Origin of the sequence: Bacteroides graminisolvens (genome assembly GCF_963666085.1) — a bacterium.
Lineage (GTDB): Bacteria > Bacteroidota > Bacteroidia > Bacteroidales > Bacteroidaceae > Bacteroides > Bacteroides graminisolvens.
Genome location: NZ_OY762556.1, coordinates 2705371 through 2720766, shown reverse-complemented (window position 1 = coordinate 2720766; position 15396 = coordinate 2705371). Strand labels below are relative to the sequence as shown.

Annotated in this window: 15 protein-coding genes; 10 read left to right on the top strand and 5 right to left on the bottom strand. The window is 40.0% G+C overall.

The window, feature by feature from the left end; genetic code table 11:
* Window positions 1-104 precede the first annotated feature (104 nt).
* On the top strand, window positions 105-1394 hold the full coding sequence (locus ACKPCE_RS11540) for a dicarboxylate/amino acid:cation symporter (protein ID WP_319505295.1): 1290 nt from the start codon (window positions 105-107) through the stop codon (window positions 1392-1394).
* Between the two features lie 174 nt (window positions 1395-1568).
* On the opposite strand, the gene ACKPCE_RS11535 is transcribed toward ACKPCE_RS11540, so the two are convergent.
* Window positions 1569-2090 (bottom strand): hypothetical protein, encoded by a 522-nt coding sequence (locus ACKPCE_RS11535; RefSeq protein ID WP_319505294.1) that lies wholly within the window; start codon window positions 2088-2090, stop codon window positions 1569-1571.
* A 300-nt stretch (window positions 2091-2390) separates the two neighbouring features.
* On the opposite strand from ACKPCE_RS11535, the gene ACKPCE_RS11530 reads away from it, so the two are divergent.
* The 5 genes from ACKPCE_RS11530 to proS all read left to right on the top strand — a co-directional run bounded on the left by ACKPCE_RS11530 (window position 2391) and on the right by proS (window position 7906).
* The gene (locus ACKPCE_RS11530) at window positions 2391-2570 is read left to right on the top strand and encodes a hypothetical protein (protein ID WP_319505293.1); all 180 of its coding nucleotides are present in this window, start codon (window positions 2391-2393) and stop codon (window positions 2568-2570) included.
* 1163 nt (window positions 2571-3733) lie between these two features.
* On the top strand, window positions 3734-4078 hold the full coding sequence (locus ACKPCE_RS11525) for a hypothetical protein (protein ID WP_319505292.1): 345 nt from the start codon (window positions 3734-3736) through the stop codon (window positions 4076-4078).
* A gap of 24 nt (window positions 4079-4102) precedes the next feature.
* Complete coding sequence (locus tag ACKPCE_RS11520; RefSeq protein WP_319505291.1) at window positions 4103-4324, top strand: hypothetical protein; 222 nt, start codon at window positions 4103-4105, stop codon at window positions 4322-4324.
* Window positions 4325-4905: 581 nt separating this feature from the next.
* Entirely contained in the window at window positions 4906-6306 is a 1401-nt protein-coding gene (gene fumC, locus ACKPCE_RS11515) for a class II fumarate hydratase (RefSeq protein WP_319505290.1), read from the top strand.
* A gap of 118 nt (window positions 6307-6424) precedes the next feature.
* Complete coding sequence (proS, locus tag ACKPCE_RS11510) at window positions 6425-7906, top strand: proline--tRNA ligase (protein WP_319505289.1); 1482 nt, start codon at window positions 6425-6427, stop codon at window positions 7904-7906.
* A gap of 88 nt (window positions 7907-7994) precedes the next feature.
* Here proS and ACKPCE_RS11505 read toward each other — a convergent pair whose 3' ends face one another.
* From ACKPCE_RS11505 to ACKPCE_RS11495, 3 genes are read right to left on the bottom strand one after another with little or no spacing between them, the layout of a single operon-like run.
* Window positions 7995-8879: a carbon-nitrogen hydrolase gene (locus ACKPCE_RS11505; protein ID WP_319505288.1), complete on the bottom strand. Its 885-nt coding sequence runs from the start codon at window positions 8877-8879 to the stop codon at window positions 7995-7997.
* 18 nt (window positions 8880-8897) lie between these two features.
* A complete protein-coding gene (locus ACKPCE_RS11500; RefSeq protein ID WP_276991112.1) occupies window positions 8898-10010 on the bottom strand; it encodes an agmatine deiminase family protein in 1113 nt (370 codons plus the stop codon).
* A gap of 2 nt (window positions 10011-10012) precedes the next feature.
* The gene (locus ACKPCE_RS11495; protein ID WP_276991110.1) at window positions 10013-10546 is read right to left on the bottom strand and encodes a ferredoxin domain-containing protein; all 534 of its coding nucleotides are present in this window, start codon (window positions 10544-10546) and stop codon (window positions 10013-10015) included.
* A gap of 177 nt (window positions 10547-10723) precedes the next feature.
* Between ACKPCE_RS11495 and ACKPCE_RS11490 the strand changes: the two genes are divergently transcribed.
* Together ACKPCE_RS11490 and ACKPCE_RS11485 are read left to right on the top strand one after the other, a co-directional pair.
* On the top strand, window positions 10724-11818 hold the full coding sequence (locus ACKPCE_RS11490; protein ID WP_319505287.1) for a Nif3-like dinuclear metal center hexameric protein: 1095 nt from the start codon (window positions 10724-10726) through the stop codon (window positions 11816-11818).
* A 4-nt stretch (window positions 11819-11822) separates the two neighbouring features.
* Window positions 11823-12617 (top strand): zinc ribbon domain-containing protein, encoded by a 795-nt coding sequence (locus tag ACKPCE_RS11485; RefSeq protein WP_276991107.1) that lies wholly within the window; start codon window positions 11823-11825, stop codon window positions 12615-12617.
* 69 nt (window positions 12618-12686) lie between these two features.
* Here the strand turns inward: ACKPCE_RS11485 and ACKPCE_RS11480 are convergent, their stop codons facing one another.
* The gene (locus ACKPCE_RS11480) at window positions 12687-13136 is read right to left on the bottom strand and encodes a type I restriction enzyme HsdR N-terminal domain-containing protein (RefSeq protein WP_319505286.1); all 450 of its coding nucleotides are present in this window, start codon (window positions 13134-13136) and stop codon (window positions 12687-12689) included.
* Window positions 13137-13201: 65 nt separating this feature from the next.
* Here ACKPCE_RS11480 and ACKPCE_RS11475 point away from each other — a divergent pair, with 65 nt between their 5' ends.
* Both ACKPCE_RS11475 and holA read left to right on the top strand, forming a co-directional pair.
* A complete protein-coding gene (locus tag ACKPCE_RS11475) occupies window positions 13202-13978 on the top strand; it encodes an AMP nucleosidase (protein WP_319505285.1) in 777 nt (258 codons plus the stop codon).
* 11 nt (window positions 13979-13989) lie between these two features.
* Window positions 13990-15009: a DNA polymerase III subunit delta gene (gene holA, locus ACKPCE_RS11470; protein WP_319505284.1), complete on the top strand. Its 1020-nt coding sequence runs from the start codon at window positions 13990-13992 to the stop codon at window positions 15007-15009.
* Window positions 15010-15396: the final 387 nt, after the last annotated feature.

Here is a 15396-nt window from a genome sequence, read left to right as displayed (position 1 = left end):
TAAAAGAAATATCTCTTTCATAGATAGTTTTGCTAAAAAAAGCATTATTTGTGTATATTTGCTTTTCAATAAAATAAATAGCTATCAATTTAATCGGCAAAAGAATGAAAATAAAACCAAAAGGAAATATAGCAAGCATTCCGTTATACATAAAAATACTGGTTGGCATGATAGCCGGAATAGCAACCGGCATGCTTTTTATCTCATTCGGGCAAGGAGAGGTGGTTCAGTTGTGGATAAAACCTTGGGGAAACATCTTCATCCGAATGCTTCAACTCATTGCCGTGCCACTGGTATTGGTTTCACTCATCAAAGGTGTTACAGGTATTGAAGACATACGGCGGTTTTCACAAATCGGACTGAAAGCTCTTCTTATATATATCACCACTACCGTTTGCGCCATATTAGTGGGACTAGCTTTGGTGCTGTCAGTAAAGCCGGGTAATTTTGTTGATGCTGCCGTGGCAAGTCAAATGAAAGAAAGTTTCCAGCATGTGGTGAATGAGAAAATGTCGGCTGCCGAATCGACGAGCGAACAGGGACCTTTATCTTTCTTAAACGACATAGTTCCTGATAATCTTTTTGCCGCATCAAGCAACAACAGTAAAATGTTGCAAGTTATCTTCTTCGCCATCTTTTTCGGGATAGCAGCCATCAGTTTACCTAAGGAGAAAACCAAAGCTGTCTTAAAAGTCGTTGATTCGCTTTATGATATTATTCTGAAAATGGTGGATTACATCATTCGTTTTGCACCTTACGGCGTGTTTGCTCTCATGGCGGCACTTGTGGCCGATAACTCAAGTAATCTCAGCATTTTCGCAGCATTGGGCATGTACACCCTTACGGTAATTGCGGGATTGTTGCTGCTTATCTTTGTGTTTTATCCTTTGTTGGTTCATCTGTTTACACGAATCCAAACCAAACATTTTATTCGCAGTATGTATCCGGTTCAGTTGCTGGCCTTTACAACCAGTTCCAGTGCTGCCACTTTGCCGCTGAACATGGAAACAACCGAAAGGGATTTGGGCATATCAAAAGAAATCACCTCCTTCGTTCTGCCCGTTGGAACAACCATTAACATGGACGGAACGAGTTGTTATCAGGCCATAGCGGTTGTATTCATCGCCCAGGTTATGCACATTCATCTGGGCTGGAGCGAACTTATTGCCATTGTGCTGCTCACCACCATTTCATCCATCGGTACACCGGCCATTCCCGGAGGCAGCTACGTCATACTAACCATGGTGCTGTCGTCCGTGGGTATTCCGGCCGACGGGTTGGCGTTGATATTGGGTGTAGACAGACCGCTCGATATGCTTCGCACTTCCGTCAACGTAACAGGCGATGCTACCGTGGCATCCATTATTGACAAGCCCCGCACAAAAAGAAAATAGGATGTGCACAGCGTATTTGCTTTCTGTGCACATCCTATAAACTTTCCGCGCACAACAAATTTAGCGCGTATTTGGGGGCTAATAAGTGCTTATACGAACAATATCGACGGGAATAAATAACAATACAAGACAGCAATAAATTCCTGTCCCATTAGTAATTAATATGCTTAAACTCTATGGCTCAATAGATTCAATAATAGTCTTAGCATCAACCCATTCTGGAGGAGTTTTGTCAAGTACTCCCGCTTGCTGCTTTTGATAAAGAATATCTGTAGAGTTCATTATATCGTACATTGTTCTATCAATAGAAGTAGGACGAGTTCTTTTATGGATTTCCATAACAGCTTTATAACAGCTGTTACGTCCTATATACCACATTTTATAAAATGATGCTAAGTCCTCTGCTGAAACATAATCTACTGTTGGCCATTTGCCTTTATTAGTCCATGTTAAAGCTCCATCTTTAAAGTTTTTAGCAAATGCATTAACAATCTTATCATCGAATTTAACGCCACGCATCATAAATGTCAAAATACCACTCCACTCCTTAATGACACCTTTCTTTATCTGAGCATCAGAAAGGGAATTAATTTCTTTTTTCGTCATTGCTGTAAGTGGTTTCTGTGCATACATATCATTCACACACAGCATTCCTAAAAAAAATAGAAACACAAAAGACAAACAAATTCGTTTCATTTTTGGCGAATTTTTAACGAGTTCTCCGCAGGTAGTCAATAGGAGAGTTTGACAATGTTATTATAAAAGAAGTGGGCTGCCGTCCATACATACTCGTTAGGTATCGCCAAACACCCGTATATATACACAGAACGGGCAACCCACCGTATGTGCTGTCCTCTCTGCCTTATATATACTTCTTTGATAATTTTACGATTTCAACAAGTATAAGGCACTTCCTTATTATTTCCAAAAGTTTGCCCCGAAAGACTATGCAAAGATAGTGAGAAAATTCGCATCTTTGCATCAAACAAAATAAAAATGATTACGAGTAATAAAATTCAAATGTATATATCTCAACCATCTGATACGCAATTAGGAATGTATGAGGTTGCTAAATATTCTGAAGAAAACAGTAACTATATTCCGATTAAAGGAGAAATATATCTAACGAAAGCAGTAGCAGATGGACGCGCTAATGAATTGAATAAGGAAGAATAAAAAACTGGGAGGGTATATTAAAAGAGCTGCTCAAAGCAATTCGGACACTTTAAATGTCCATAAATAAACGTTTGATATGATAGGATTAACTTTCATTGGTTCACGTTTTGAGCGCACTACGTCTGGCACATGGATGTTAGTAGCGTACTACATTTGATCGTAGCTCCCCACCTCCCAGTTTTCTTATTATATCTACTTTTCTCGTACCCGATAATTAGCTTTAATATGGCTGCGTTCTGTAATATCATTCAATAATTTACGGATACATAGAATGCCTAAACTATGACCTGATTGGGGAAATTTGCAATGAAATTTTTCTAAAAGCAAGTGTAACCGCAAAGAGTGCTTTTCTTCGTCCTTATAATCAAACTGCTCCTCAAACATAATTTGATTGTTCCGTTCTCCTCTGATGATATTTGACTCTTTACCACCGTACTCTTGTACTTCGATTCAAATAATTGTCCTATTCATATCTGCAGATTTTCATTATTATATATTTAAAAACTTAGGAAGGATACATGGGTGACATTTTGTCGAAATAAAGACATTGGCATACACCTTGTCATTATTTGTAATGGTGTCATAGGTATTCGTTATGCTGAAAATCAGAAATGATAAACGATTGGCTCTTATAGATATTCTCTACAGCGAATGAGAATAAGTGATAACTAACTTTGTTTAACCAATAAAAAAATCATTATGGGCATAAAACCAGGTCCAAAAAGAACTGCTATTTCCACAGGAAAACCTGACCGTCGTCAACGAGACAACAAGCAGACTCCAGGAAATACACCATCTTTGAAACCCCATATTCATAAGAAGGGGGATTAAACTCCAAATAAAACGGATGCCTTATCAGACACTCGTGGAGTAAAATGTGAATGCTCTGGCTCACATCGTACAGTAACACGATAAAGAGTTCCTTTCAAAGCCGCTGTCATTTTGACACTATGACGGTGGCTTTATTATTCCACTTTGTATCTATAACGTACAATATCTGGAAATGTTATATTCCTTTTCAATATTTAAGATTTCAGTTATTATAAATCAGACAAACTCATTTAGGGTAATGTCGTAAATAATCACCTCTCAGATTATGCCGTGCAGCACATGTCGCAAAAATATTTCCAACGAAGAAGTTGGTTCTCAGGCGATATTCGTTCATGAAATGGGCACTTCCGATTTCTCTTTCTGTTCATCGGAGTCTGACGAACCTTATGTGTAATGGTCGTACGGGAACAAGTACTTTCGGTACAGTTGATAACATAAGTATGAGTTATCCGGGTAATCAACTTATCAAGACAGATGATACAGGAACAAACATCACTTTGTCCGCATCAATGAACTTTAAAAATAACTCTACGGCTGCGAAAGAATATTTTTACGACTTAAACGGCAATTTAGCGCGAGATTTAAATAAAAGAATAACAAGTATTACTCATAATTTGTTAAATTTGCCACAGACTGTCACAATTGTTTATACGGCGGAACAGGCAACAAATACGTAGACGTATACTGCCAACTGTAGTAAATTGGGGACGGTACAACAATTGAGCGGCACGAACAGCAAGCGAACGGATTACATTGGCAATGTGATCTATAAAGGCGTAAACGGACTCATCAACCCTCAAGCGGATATTGTTAATGGCGATTATTATATAGATGGCAGTAATACGCCTCTTATTTTTGAAAATAAAAAGAATATAATGCTAACTCCTATAAAAGATATGTTAGATGAAAATTCAAAGTGGTAAAATAATTAGTACTCTGCTGACTTTATTTTATGTTGTGGGATTTCTAAAATTAACATCATCATTTTTTTTCAATGAATATGTACCATCATATATGAAAACGGGGCTATTTTCTGCTTCAATTCTTGTGTGTATAATTATATTTGAAATATTAAAAAGGAAACTAAAGTGAGAAAATATATCTATATCATGTGTTTCTATTCTAATATTATTGTAGGTAACATAGGTAGGAGCTGGATATGGATAGCATATTGGTGATACGAAAATAAAATACAATTTAAGCGACTCACCTTCCCTTGAGATGGGTGAGGAGAGAGCGTTACAAACTCAAATGTCGCATTCTACTTATTCCGGGACAATATCTGATTTTAAGTTTAAATCAATAGATATATACAAGATGCAAATGTAATCGATCGCTCTTACAAGTATCCAAAAACCATTTAAAAGCAATAGTTTGAAATCGTGTTGATAATCAAAATAAAAAGGTCTGTAATGAATCTTTATGCAATTCAAATAACAATTTCTACATAAAACTAACGGGAAGCCAAATTTGTTCTTAAAAGAAACAAATTAAATCAATCAGTATGGAATACAGAATAGAAAAAGATACGATGGGAGAGGTTGAGGTTCCTGTAAATGCTTATTACGGAGCTCAAACGCAAAGGAGCGTGAACAACTTCAAGATTGCCACAGAAACCAATCGTATGCCGCGTGAAGTCATTGAAGCTTTCGCCTATTTAAAAAAGGCGGCGGCCTTAACCAATTGCGAACTGGGTGTGCTTCCTGTAGAGAAAACCGAGTTGATAGCACGGGTGTGCGACGAGATTATGGAAGGTAAATTACTCCATGAGTTTCCACTTGTTGTGTGGCAAACGGGTAGCGGCACGCAGAGCAACATGAATGTCAATGAGGTGATTGCCAACAGGGCGCATGTGCTTGGGGGCGGTCAACTGACGGACGCACACAAGGTTTTGTCGCCCAACGACGACGTGAACAAATCGCAGTCTTCTAATGACACGTTTCCCACCGCCATGCACATTGCAGCCTACAAAATGCTGGAGGAAATTACCATTCCGGGCATAGAGGCTCTCAGAGATACTTTGCAGGCTAAGAGTGAGGAGTTCAAAAAGATAGTCAAAATAGGCCGAACGCACTTCATGGATGCTACTCCCATCACATTGGGACAGGAGTTTAGCGGCTATGTGGCTCAGCTAAATTACGGACTTCAGACCATCAGAAATGCTCAGAAGCATTTAGTGGAGCTGGCCTTGGGAGGTACAGCCGTGGGAACGGGCATCAACACGCCCGAGGGGTATGCCGATAAAGTAGCGGAAAAGATAGCCGGACTCACCCGACTGCCGTTTGTTTCTGCACCCAACAAATTTGAATCGCTGGCCAGTCACGATGCAATGGTCGAAACGCACGGAGCACTGAAGACGGTAGCTGTAAGCCTGATGAAAATAGCCAATGACATCCGCATGCTGAGCTCGGGACCGCGTTGTGGAATTGGTGAAATACACATTCCCGAAAACGAACCGGGCTCTTCCATCATGCCCGGAAAAGTGAACCCCACGCAGTGTGAAGCGCTTACCATGATTGCCGCACAGGTAATGGGCAACGATGTGGCCATAAGTATTGGAGGGGCCAGCGGACATTTTGAACTCAACGTATTCAAACCGCTTATAATATATAACTTTTTACACAGTGCCCGCCTGATAGGAGAAGGGTGCCGCAGCTTCAACGAACATTGTGCCATTGGCATTGAACCGATTCCGCAAAACATTGAGAAGCATTTAGAGAATTCATTGATGCTGGTTACTGCTCTCAACCCTAAAATTGGTTATTACAAAGCCGCCGCCATAGCGCAAAAGGCTTATGCTGAAGGAAAAACGCTGAAAGAAGCTGCTTTGGAATCGGGCGAAGTTACATCGGAAGAATTCGATGCATGGGTTAATCCGCACAAAATGGTTGGCAAAACAGATTAATAGGGCTCTTTATCACCTTGCAAACGAAATAAAAAGGCCGTATTAGTATGACTAATATGGCTTTTTTTAGTACTTTTGCATCCATTAAAAATGAAAGAATAGAAATAACAATATTAAAATGGCAAAAGAACTGAAAGATTTGACCAAACGCAGCGAAAATTATTCGCAGTGGTACAATGATTTGGTAGTGAAAGCCGACTTAGCAGAGCAGTCGGCCGTGCGTGGATGTATGGTTATTAAGCCTTACGGATATGCTATTTGGGAGAAAATTCAACGTCAGCTTGACGATATGTTCAAGGAAACCGGACACGTGAATGCTTATTTCCCGCTACTGATACCGAAATCTTTCCTGAGTCGCGAAGCAGAACACGTTGAAGGTTTTGCCAAAGAATGTGCAGTGGTTACTCATCACCGTCTCAAAAACTCTCCCGACGGAAAAGGGGTAGTGGTTGATCCGGAAGCTAAATTGGAGGAGGAACTCATTATTCGTCCTACTTCTGAAACCATTATCTGGAATACGTATAGAAATTGGATCAACTCTTACCGTGACCTGCCTATTCTTTGTAATCAGTGGGCCAATGTAATGCGCTGGGAAATGCGTACCCGCTTATTCCTTCGTACGTCCGAATTCTTGTGGCAGGAAGGACACACCGCACACGCTACCCGCGAAGAGGCAGAAGAGGAAGCTATCAGAATGCTGAATGTTTATTCAGATTTTGCTGAGAAATACATGGCTGTACCGGTTGTTAAAGGTGTAAAATCGGCCAACGAACGTTTTGCCGGCGCTTTAGACACTTACACCATTGAAGCTATGATGCAAGATGGAAAGGCTCTGCAAAGTGGTACGTCTCACTTCTTGGGACAAAACTTCGCCAAAGCTTTTGATGTTCAGTTTGTGAACAAAGAAAATAAAATGGAGTATGTATGGGCTACTTCATGGGGGGTTTCTACCCGTTTGATGGGAGCACTTATCATGACTCACTCTGACGATAACGGTTTGGTATTGCCTCCGCACTTGGCACCCATTCAGGTGGTTATTGTTCCCATCTACAAAAACGAGGAACAACTGAACCTGATTAACGAGAAGGTTGCCGGTATTGTAAGCAGTCTGAAAGCATTGGGTGTTTCAGTAAAATATGATAATGCTGATAACAAGCGTCCGGGATTCAAATTTGCCGACTATGAGTTGAAAGGGGTACCTGTTCGTTTGGTAATGGGTGCACGCGACCTGGAAAACAATACCATGGAGGTAATGCGTAGAGATACACTCGAAAAAGAAACGGTATCTTGCGACGGAATTGAGACTTACGTTAAGAATTTGCTGGAAGAAATTCAGGCTAATATCTACCAAAAGGCTCTTGACTATCGCACTTCACATACTATCACTGTCGATTCTTACGATGAATTCAAAGAAAAGATTGAAGAAGGTGGCTTTATTTTGGCTCACTGGGATGGTACTACCGAAACGGAAGAGAAAATCAAAGAGGAAACCAAAGCAACCATTCGTTGCATACCTTTAGATGGTGATAAAACGCCGGGCAAATGTATGGTAACGGGCAAGCCGTCTGCTTGCAGGGTTATCTTTGCCAGAGCATATTAATGATAAAAACTCCCGGTAATTCAAGAAGGCCTTGATTACCGGGAGTTCTTTTAATATGGTTTTCTTCGGAAATTACCGAAGAGAATATTTAATCCAAAAAACGCTTAGTGAGTCCACCGTACTCATCTATACGCCTGTCGCGCAGGAACGGCCACCAACGACGCACGTTCTCTGAGCGTTCCAAATCAATTTCCACTAATAAGTTTTCATTCTTGTCATTCGATGCCTGAATCAGGAATTCACCTTGAGGACCGGCAACGAAACTATTTCCCCAAAACTGAATGCCATTGGTTTGGCCCGACGGGTCGGGTTCATGCCCCACACGGTTCACCGAAACAACCGGTAGGCCATTGGCTACCGCGTGTGCTCGCTGAGAAATAATCCACGCATTGAGTTGACGCGACTTTTCATCTTCCGTATCCGAACTTTCCCAGCCGATGGCTGTAGGGTAAATCAATATTTCGGCTCCTTTCAATGCCATGAGGCGGGCAGCTTCCGGATACCACTGATCCCAGCACACCAAAACGCCCAGCTTGCCCAGCGATGTTTGAATGGGTTCAAAACCGATGTCTCCGGGGGTGAAATAAAACTTTTCATAATAGGCAGGATCATCAGGGATGTGCATTTTACGATATTTACCGGCTATGCTGCCATCCGTGTCAAAAACAACCGCCGTATTGTGATACAGTCCGGGGGCGCGTTTCTCAAAAAGTGAGGTAACAAGAACGACTTTGTGTGCGGCTGCCAGCTCGGAATAGAAGCCTGTAGACGGACCGGGTATGGGTTCGGCCAGGTTAAATAGATCCGTATTTTCGGTCTGGCAAAAGTAAAGTGAATTATGCAGTTCCTGCAACACTATTAATTGAGCACCTTTTGAGGCACACTCTGCTATGCTGGCTGCCAGATTTTTGAGATTGGTGCGTAAATCGGCTGTATTTGACTGTTGTATGATTCCAGTTACTATTTTTCTCATTGTCTTCTTTTTACGAAATTATAAAACTCCTTTGGGGTATTGCATGGTTACGCAGTGAAGCGAACCGTGTTGTTTGATGAGCGCAGTGCAATCAATTCCAACTATTTCGTGTTGAGGAAATGCCTGCTGCAGCACACGGGCTGCCGATTCATCATTTTGTGGCTGATTGTAAGTGGGGTATAGCACCGCATCATTGAGAATCAGGAAGTTAGCATAGGTAGCGGGTAAGCGCTCGCCATCGAAAACTATTTTATCGGCCATGGGTAACGCCAGTAACCGGTAAGGTTCACCGCTTAATGTGCGGAACGTTTTGAGCTGATCTTCCATTTTTTGCAACGCTTCGAAATGTTCATCTTCGGGATCGGTGCATTTAACATAGGCAATTGTGGTAGGTGAGCATAAACGAGCCAACGTGTCAATGTGGCTGTCGGTATCATCACCTGCCAGATAGCCGTGATCCAACCACAGTACTTGCTGCAAATGGAATACGGAGCGAAGGTATTCTTCTATTTCTACCTTGTTCATCTGACCGTTTCGATTGGGCGACAGCAAACATTCGGAGGTAGTTAGCAGGGTACCCATACCGTCACTTTCCAGGGAACCTCCTTCTAATACAAAACCCAGTCTGTTTTGGTATTGTCCCTTGAGCACTCCTTTTTCAACGGCTTTGAGAGTAATCAGATTATCTTTATCGGATGCAAACTTCAGTCCCCAACCATTAAACTTAAAATCGAGTAGGGTAGCCGCACTACCATCGAGCATGGTAATGGCTCCGTGGTCACGAGCCCAGGTATCGTTCGTTTCTGCTTGCAGGAAAACTACATGATCCATATTGACTTGGTTCTCAATCTGCTTCAACACTTCATCGGGTTCAGGTGTCACTATCAGTAGTTTTTCGCGCGAAGCTATTTCGCGGGCTATCTGCACAAAACATTGCTGTACTTCTTCCAGCATATACGCCCAATCGGTTCCTGCATGGGGCCAGGTAAGCTGAACTCCGCTCTGCGGAAACCACTCAGCGGGAAGGTGAGGGGTACGCATTTCTACTTGCTCACTAATCGGTAATCCGAAATTCAGTTGCAAGTCTTTTTCGGTACCGCCTATATTGGGATAGCCAACTAATATGCCCATAATTATGTTGTTTTAGGTTTACGATCGAAAAACGGATTCTTTGACGATGCACTGACGGGTATGGCCATTACCATTTTACAACCCTTCAGCCAGTCGAGCCGTTGCGCTGCCAGTCCGGCCGAAAACATCACTCGGGTGTCAACGCGCATATCGGCCGCGGTGGCACAAGCCGAACCAATTGCAATGCCCACGTCAATGGAGTTCAACGCACAAGGTACGCCGTTGTCACGACTTTCGCAGGTTGCATAACCGCAATGACCGCAATTCAAACCTTGCGCTTTCTCGTGTGTACCAATAAGCACAACGCATTCGGCTTGCAGAATGTTGTCGGCGTCACGAAGAAAAAACTTCATGCCATGTTCTTCTACCATAGCAATCATAACATCCGAAAGGATCTTAATATGTTCTCCTTCTATCAGGGCGGTTTCAATAATATCAATACCCTTTCCTTTGGGGGCCGTTCGCGCAGCTGTCATCATCTGTCTGCCAATTTGCAATGCATGCTCATGGCGAGTGTCACGTTCATTCAGTATCATCGTTGTTATTCATTTATTTTTCAGGGCAAAGATAAGTTTTTTTATGGTTATCACTCATTCATAAGCACTAAAAACGGCTTATTGAGCGCCGACTTTACTTAACAATAGAAAAATGATTGATCAAAAAGATGGTTTATTACAGTATATGTATTATCTTTGCTTCAAATTTTCCATAAAATGAAAATTAAGGAAGTAGTAAGCGCCCTTGAAAGGTTCGCGCCTCTGCCTTTGCAAGACGGATGGGATAATGCCGGCATGCAAATTGGACTGACAGATGCGGAAACAACAGGGGCTTTGTTGTGTCTGGACGTAACCGAAGCTGTGATTGACGAAGCTATTGCTTTTGATTGCAACTTGATTATTTCTCATCATCCTTTGTTGTTTAAAGGCTTGAAATCTTTAACGGGAAAGGATTATGTGGAGCGTTGTGTTTTGAAGGCAATAAAGAATGATATTTGCATCTATTCGGCTCATACTAATTTAGACAATGCCTCCAATGGAGTAAATTATAAAATAGCTGAGAAAATAGGGCTACAAAACATTCGCATACTATCTGAAAAAGAGAATTCGTTAGTTAAGTTGGTTACTTTTGTTCCATTTGCTAAAGCCGACAATCTTCGAAATGCTTTATTTGAAGCGGGTTGTGGTAACATTGGAAATTATGACTCGTGCAGCTTTAACCTGGAAGGCGAAGGCACTTTCAGAGCGAAAGAGGGAGCGAATCCTTTCTGTGGTTCGATAGGTGAAATGCATCGGGAAGGCGAGGTGAGAATTGAAGTTATTTTACCTTCTTTTAAAATGGAACAGGTGAAAAAAGCACTCGTAAATAATCACCCGTATGAAGAACCGGCTTTTGATTTTTACCCACTGCTCAATGCTTGGCAACAAGCCGGAGCCGGGGTGATAGGAGAGCTGCCTAGTCCGGAAACGGAGCTTGACTTTTTGAAACGTATAAAGAAAACATTTGAAGTGGGTTGCCTGAAGCACAACAAGTTAGCAGGAAGAGAAATTCAAACGGTAGCGTTATGTGGTGGATCAGGAGCATTTTTACTAAAAGATGCAATCAAAAATAAAGCGGATGTTTTTATAACCGGTGAAATGAAATATCATGATTATTTTGGTCATGAAACAGATTTGCTGATCGCTGAAATAGGTCACTATGAAAGTGAGCAATTCACAAAAGATATTTTTCAGTCTATATTGAAAGGGGTCATGCCTCACAATCAGATATTTATTAGTAAAGTAAATACAAATCCCATAAAATATTTATAGTAATATGGCTAAAGAAGCAAAAAACGAACCGAAAGAGTTGACAGTTGAAGAGAAATTGAAAACGTTGTTTCAACTGCAGACTATGTTGTCTGAAATTGATAAGATCAAAACATTGAGAGGGGAGCTTCCTCTGGAAGTTCAAGATCTGGAAGACGAGGTAGCCGGTTTAAGTACGCGTATAGACAAGATCAAGTCTGAAATTGATGAACTGAGAGCTTCTATTGCTGCTAAAAAAATTGAAATTGAAACAGCTAAGGTTGCAGTTGAGAAATACAAATCTCAACAAGACAATGTACGCAACAACCGTGAGTATGATTTCTTAAGCAAAGAAATTGAATTCCAAACGCTTGAAATTGAACTTTGCGAAAAGAGAATCAAAGAATTCACTGCTGAAGAAAAAGATAAGAACGAAGAATTAGCTAATAGTTCACTGGTTCTTGATGAAAGAAAAAAAGATTTGGAACAGAAAAAGAGCGAATTGGATGAGATCATTTCTGAAACCAAACAAGAGGAAGAAAAATTAAGAGATAAGGCCAAAAACCTGGAAACTATTATTGAACCTCGCTTGCTTCAATCTTTCAAAAGAATCCGCAAAAACTCGCGTAACGGTTTGGGCGTTGTTTATGTACAGCGTGATGCTTGTGGAGGTTGTTTTAACAAGATTCCGCCTCAGAGACAACTCGATATTCGTTCTCGTAAGAAAATTATTGTTTGCGAATATTGCGGACGCATCATGATTGACCCTGAATTGGCAGGTATTGATCTTGAAGTGAAAATAGAAAAAACCGGAAAGAAATAAATTCCGATCTATAAGGTATTAGACCCTTATTTAAATTTGTTGTTCACAACGGTTTAAATAAGGGTCTTTTTATAGCTGTGGGTAATCGGGTATGTCTTCCAAGAAGATGTATTTCCCACTGGCATAATCCATCCGGCAACAGAAATGTTGCATTCCATTACTAACAATCAGGTAATCGACCTTTAGCACCATATTGTAACGGGTTATTTGATCAAATACCGATTGGGTAATTTCTATATGCGGCGCTTTGTATTCAATAATCATCTTAGCAGATAAATCTCGGGTGTATAATACAGTATCGCATCTTTTTTTTGTTCCATTTAAATTCAGCAATACTTCATTGGCCAACAAAGCAGATGGATACTGTTTGTGATCAATAAGAAAGTGCACAAAGTGTTGTCTGACCCACTCTTCGGGGGTCAATGCAACATATCGTTTACGAATTACATCAAAAATCACCCTTTTTTCATCGCGCAAAGTGATTTTTGTTTCAAAAGCAGGTAGGTTTAATGATAACATTTACTATTTTTGTATGTTAAATATTGGTTCCTGTTTAATGGAAATACAAATTTAATGGATAATTTATGAAAACAAAGCAAGAAATTGTAGAGAATTGGCTTCCCCGCTACACTAAACGTAAACTGGAAGATTTCGGAGAATATATCTTACTGACCAACTTTAATAAGTATGTTGAAATATTTGCAGAGCAATTCAATGTACCGATTTACGGCCGCGATGCAAACATGATTTCTGCTACCGCTGACGGAATAACCATTATAAACTTTGGCATGGGTAGCCCCAATGCTGCCATTATTATGGACTTACTAGGTGCTATTCACCCAAAAGCATGTTTATTCTTGGGTAAATGTGGAGGTATTGATAAAAAAAATAAGATTGGCGATTTGATTCTACCTATAGCTGCCATAAGGGGTGAGGGTACATCAAACGATTATTTTCCACCCGAAGTTCCTTCGCTACCGGCATTTATGCTTCAAAGAGCTGTGTCATCAGCGATACGTGACTATGCACGCGATTACTGGACCGGTACAGTTTATACAACCAACCGACGCATTTGGGAACACGACGAAACTTTTAAAGATTATCTTAAAAAAACTCGTGCCATGGCTGTCGATATGGAAACTGCAACTCTTTTCAGTGTGGGGTTCGCTAATCACATTCCCACTGGCGCATTGTTGCTTGTTTCTGACCAGCCCATGATTCCTGAAGGGGTAAAGACTGACAGAAGTGATACCATCGTAACTCAAAATTTTGTTGAAGAACACGTGCAAATTGGTATTGCATCTCTTAAAATGATTATTGAAGAAAAGAAAACGGTAAAACACCTCAAATTTGACTGGTAACAGAAATTAATATGGCTAAAAAGGAATTGACTTGCGACGATATTTTAAGTGAACTGAAAAAAAAACAATTCTATCCCGTTTATTATTTAATGGGTGAAGAGCCATATTATATTGATATTATTACCGACTATATAACCGATAACATTCTAACTGATATTGAAAAGGAATTCAACTTAACAGTTGTTTACGGTTCCGATGTGGATATCGCTACGGTAATAAATGCTGCCAAAAGATATCCAATGATGTCAGAATACCAAGTAGTCATTGTAAAAGAGGCGCAAAACATTAAAAACATAGAGGAGTTAGCTTTTTATTTACAAAAACCGCTAACTTCTACTATTTTGGTTATTTGCCATAAACATGGCGTACTTGATCGCAGAAAAAAACTTGCCGCCGAAATTGAGAAGAGCGGCGTATTGTTTGAATCAAAAAAAATAAAAGAAGCCAATCTTCCTGGTTTTATCGCTTCTTATCTGAAACGTAAAGGAGTGGACATAGAACAAAAAGCAGGAGAGATGCTCACTGAATTTATTGGCAATGATTTGTGCCGACTCACAGGTGAACTGGAAAAACTTATCATCACTTTACCTACTGGTCAAACTAGGGTGACACCTGAGCAAGTTGAGAAAAACATTGGAATAAGTAAAGACTATAACAACTTTGAACTGCGAAATGCACTGATTAATAAAGACGTATTAAAAGCAAATCGTATCATCAAGTATTTTGAAGAGAATCCCAAATCGAATCCTATTCAAATGACTTTGCCACTTCTATTTAGTTTCTTTTCTAATTTGATGCTGGCTTACTATGCACCCGATAAGTCGGATCAAGGTATTGCCAACATGTTAGGGTTAAGAACTCCATGGCAAGCTAAAGACTATATGTTGGCAATAAAAAAATATTCCGGTGTAAAAACAATGCAAATCATTTCTGAAATAAGGCAAGCTGATGCAAAAGTGAAAGGTGTAGATAATGCCTCCTTATCCGACAGCCAAATTTTAAAAGAACTCGTTTTTAAAATACTCCATTAACGTCGTCATTTCCTTTCTTCTATCTACTTAAACTTCTATTTTATCATTATTTCGATAAAGAATAATGGTAAACAGCGTTTTTATGCCTTCTAATCAGCATAATAATTCTAGAATATCCTATTTTACATTTTATAAAAATAGGATTAAACTCCTAAATATCAAACAATTACATAAAAAACAACCCTTCTAGAATTGCTTAAAAAATATAGCATAAGGAATTACCCCAAATATGAAAAGGATTTGGCGTTTACGAGTAATATACTATCTCTTTCATCTTATAGATAAGTGATTATAATTGTTTACTTAACTTTGTTTCTTTACGCATGTAATATATGTATTTACATATATAAAAGTATAATTGTAAATTTATACACACATGTATACAAA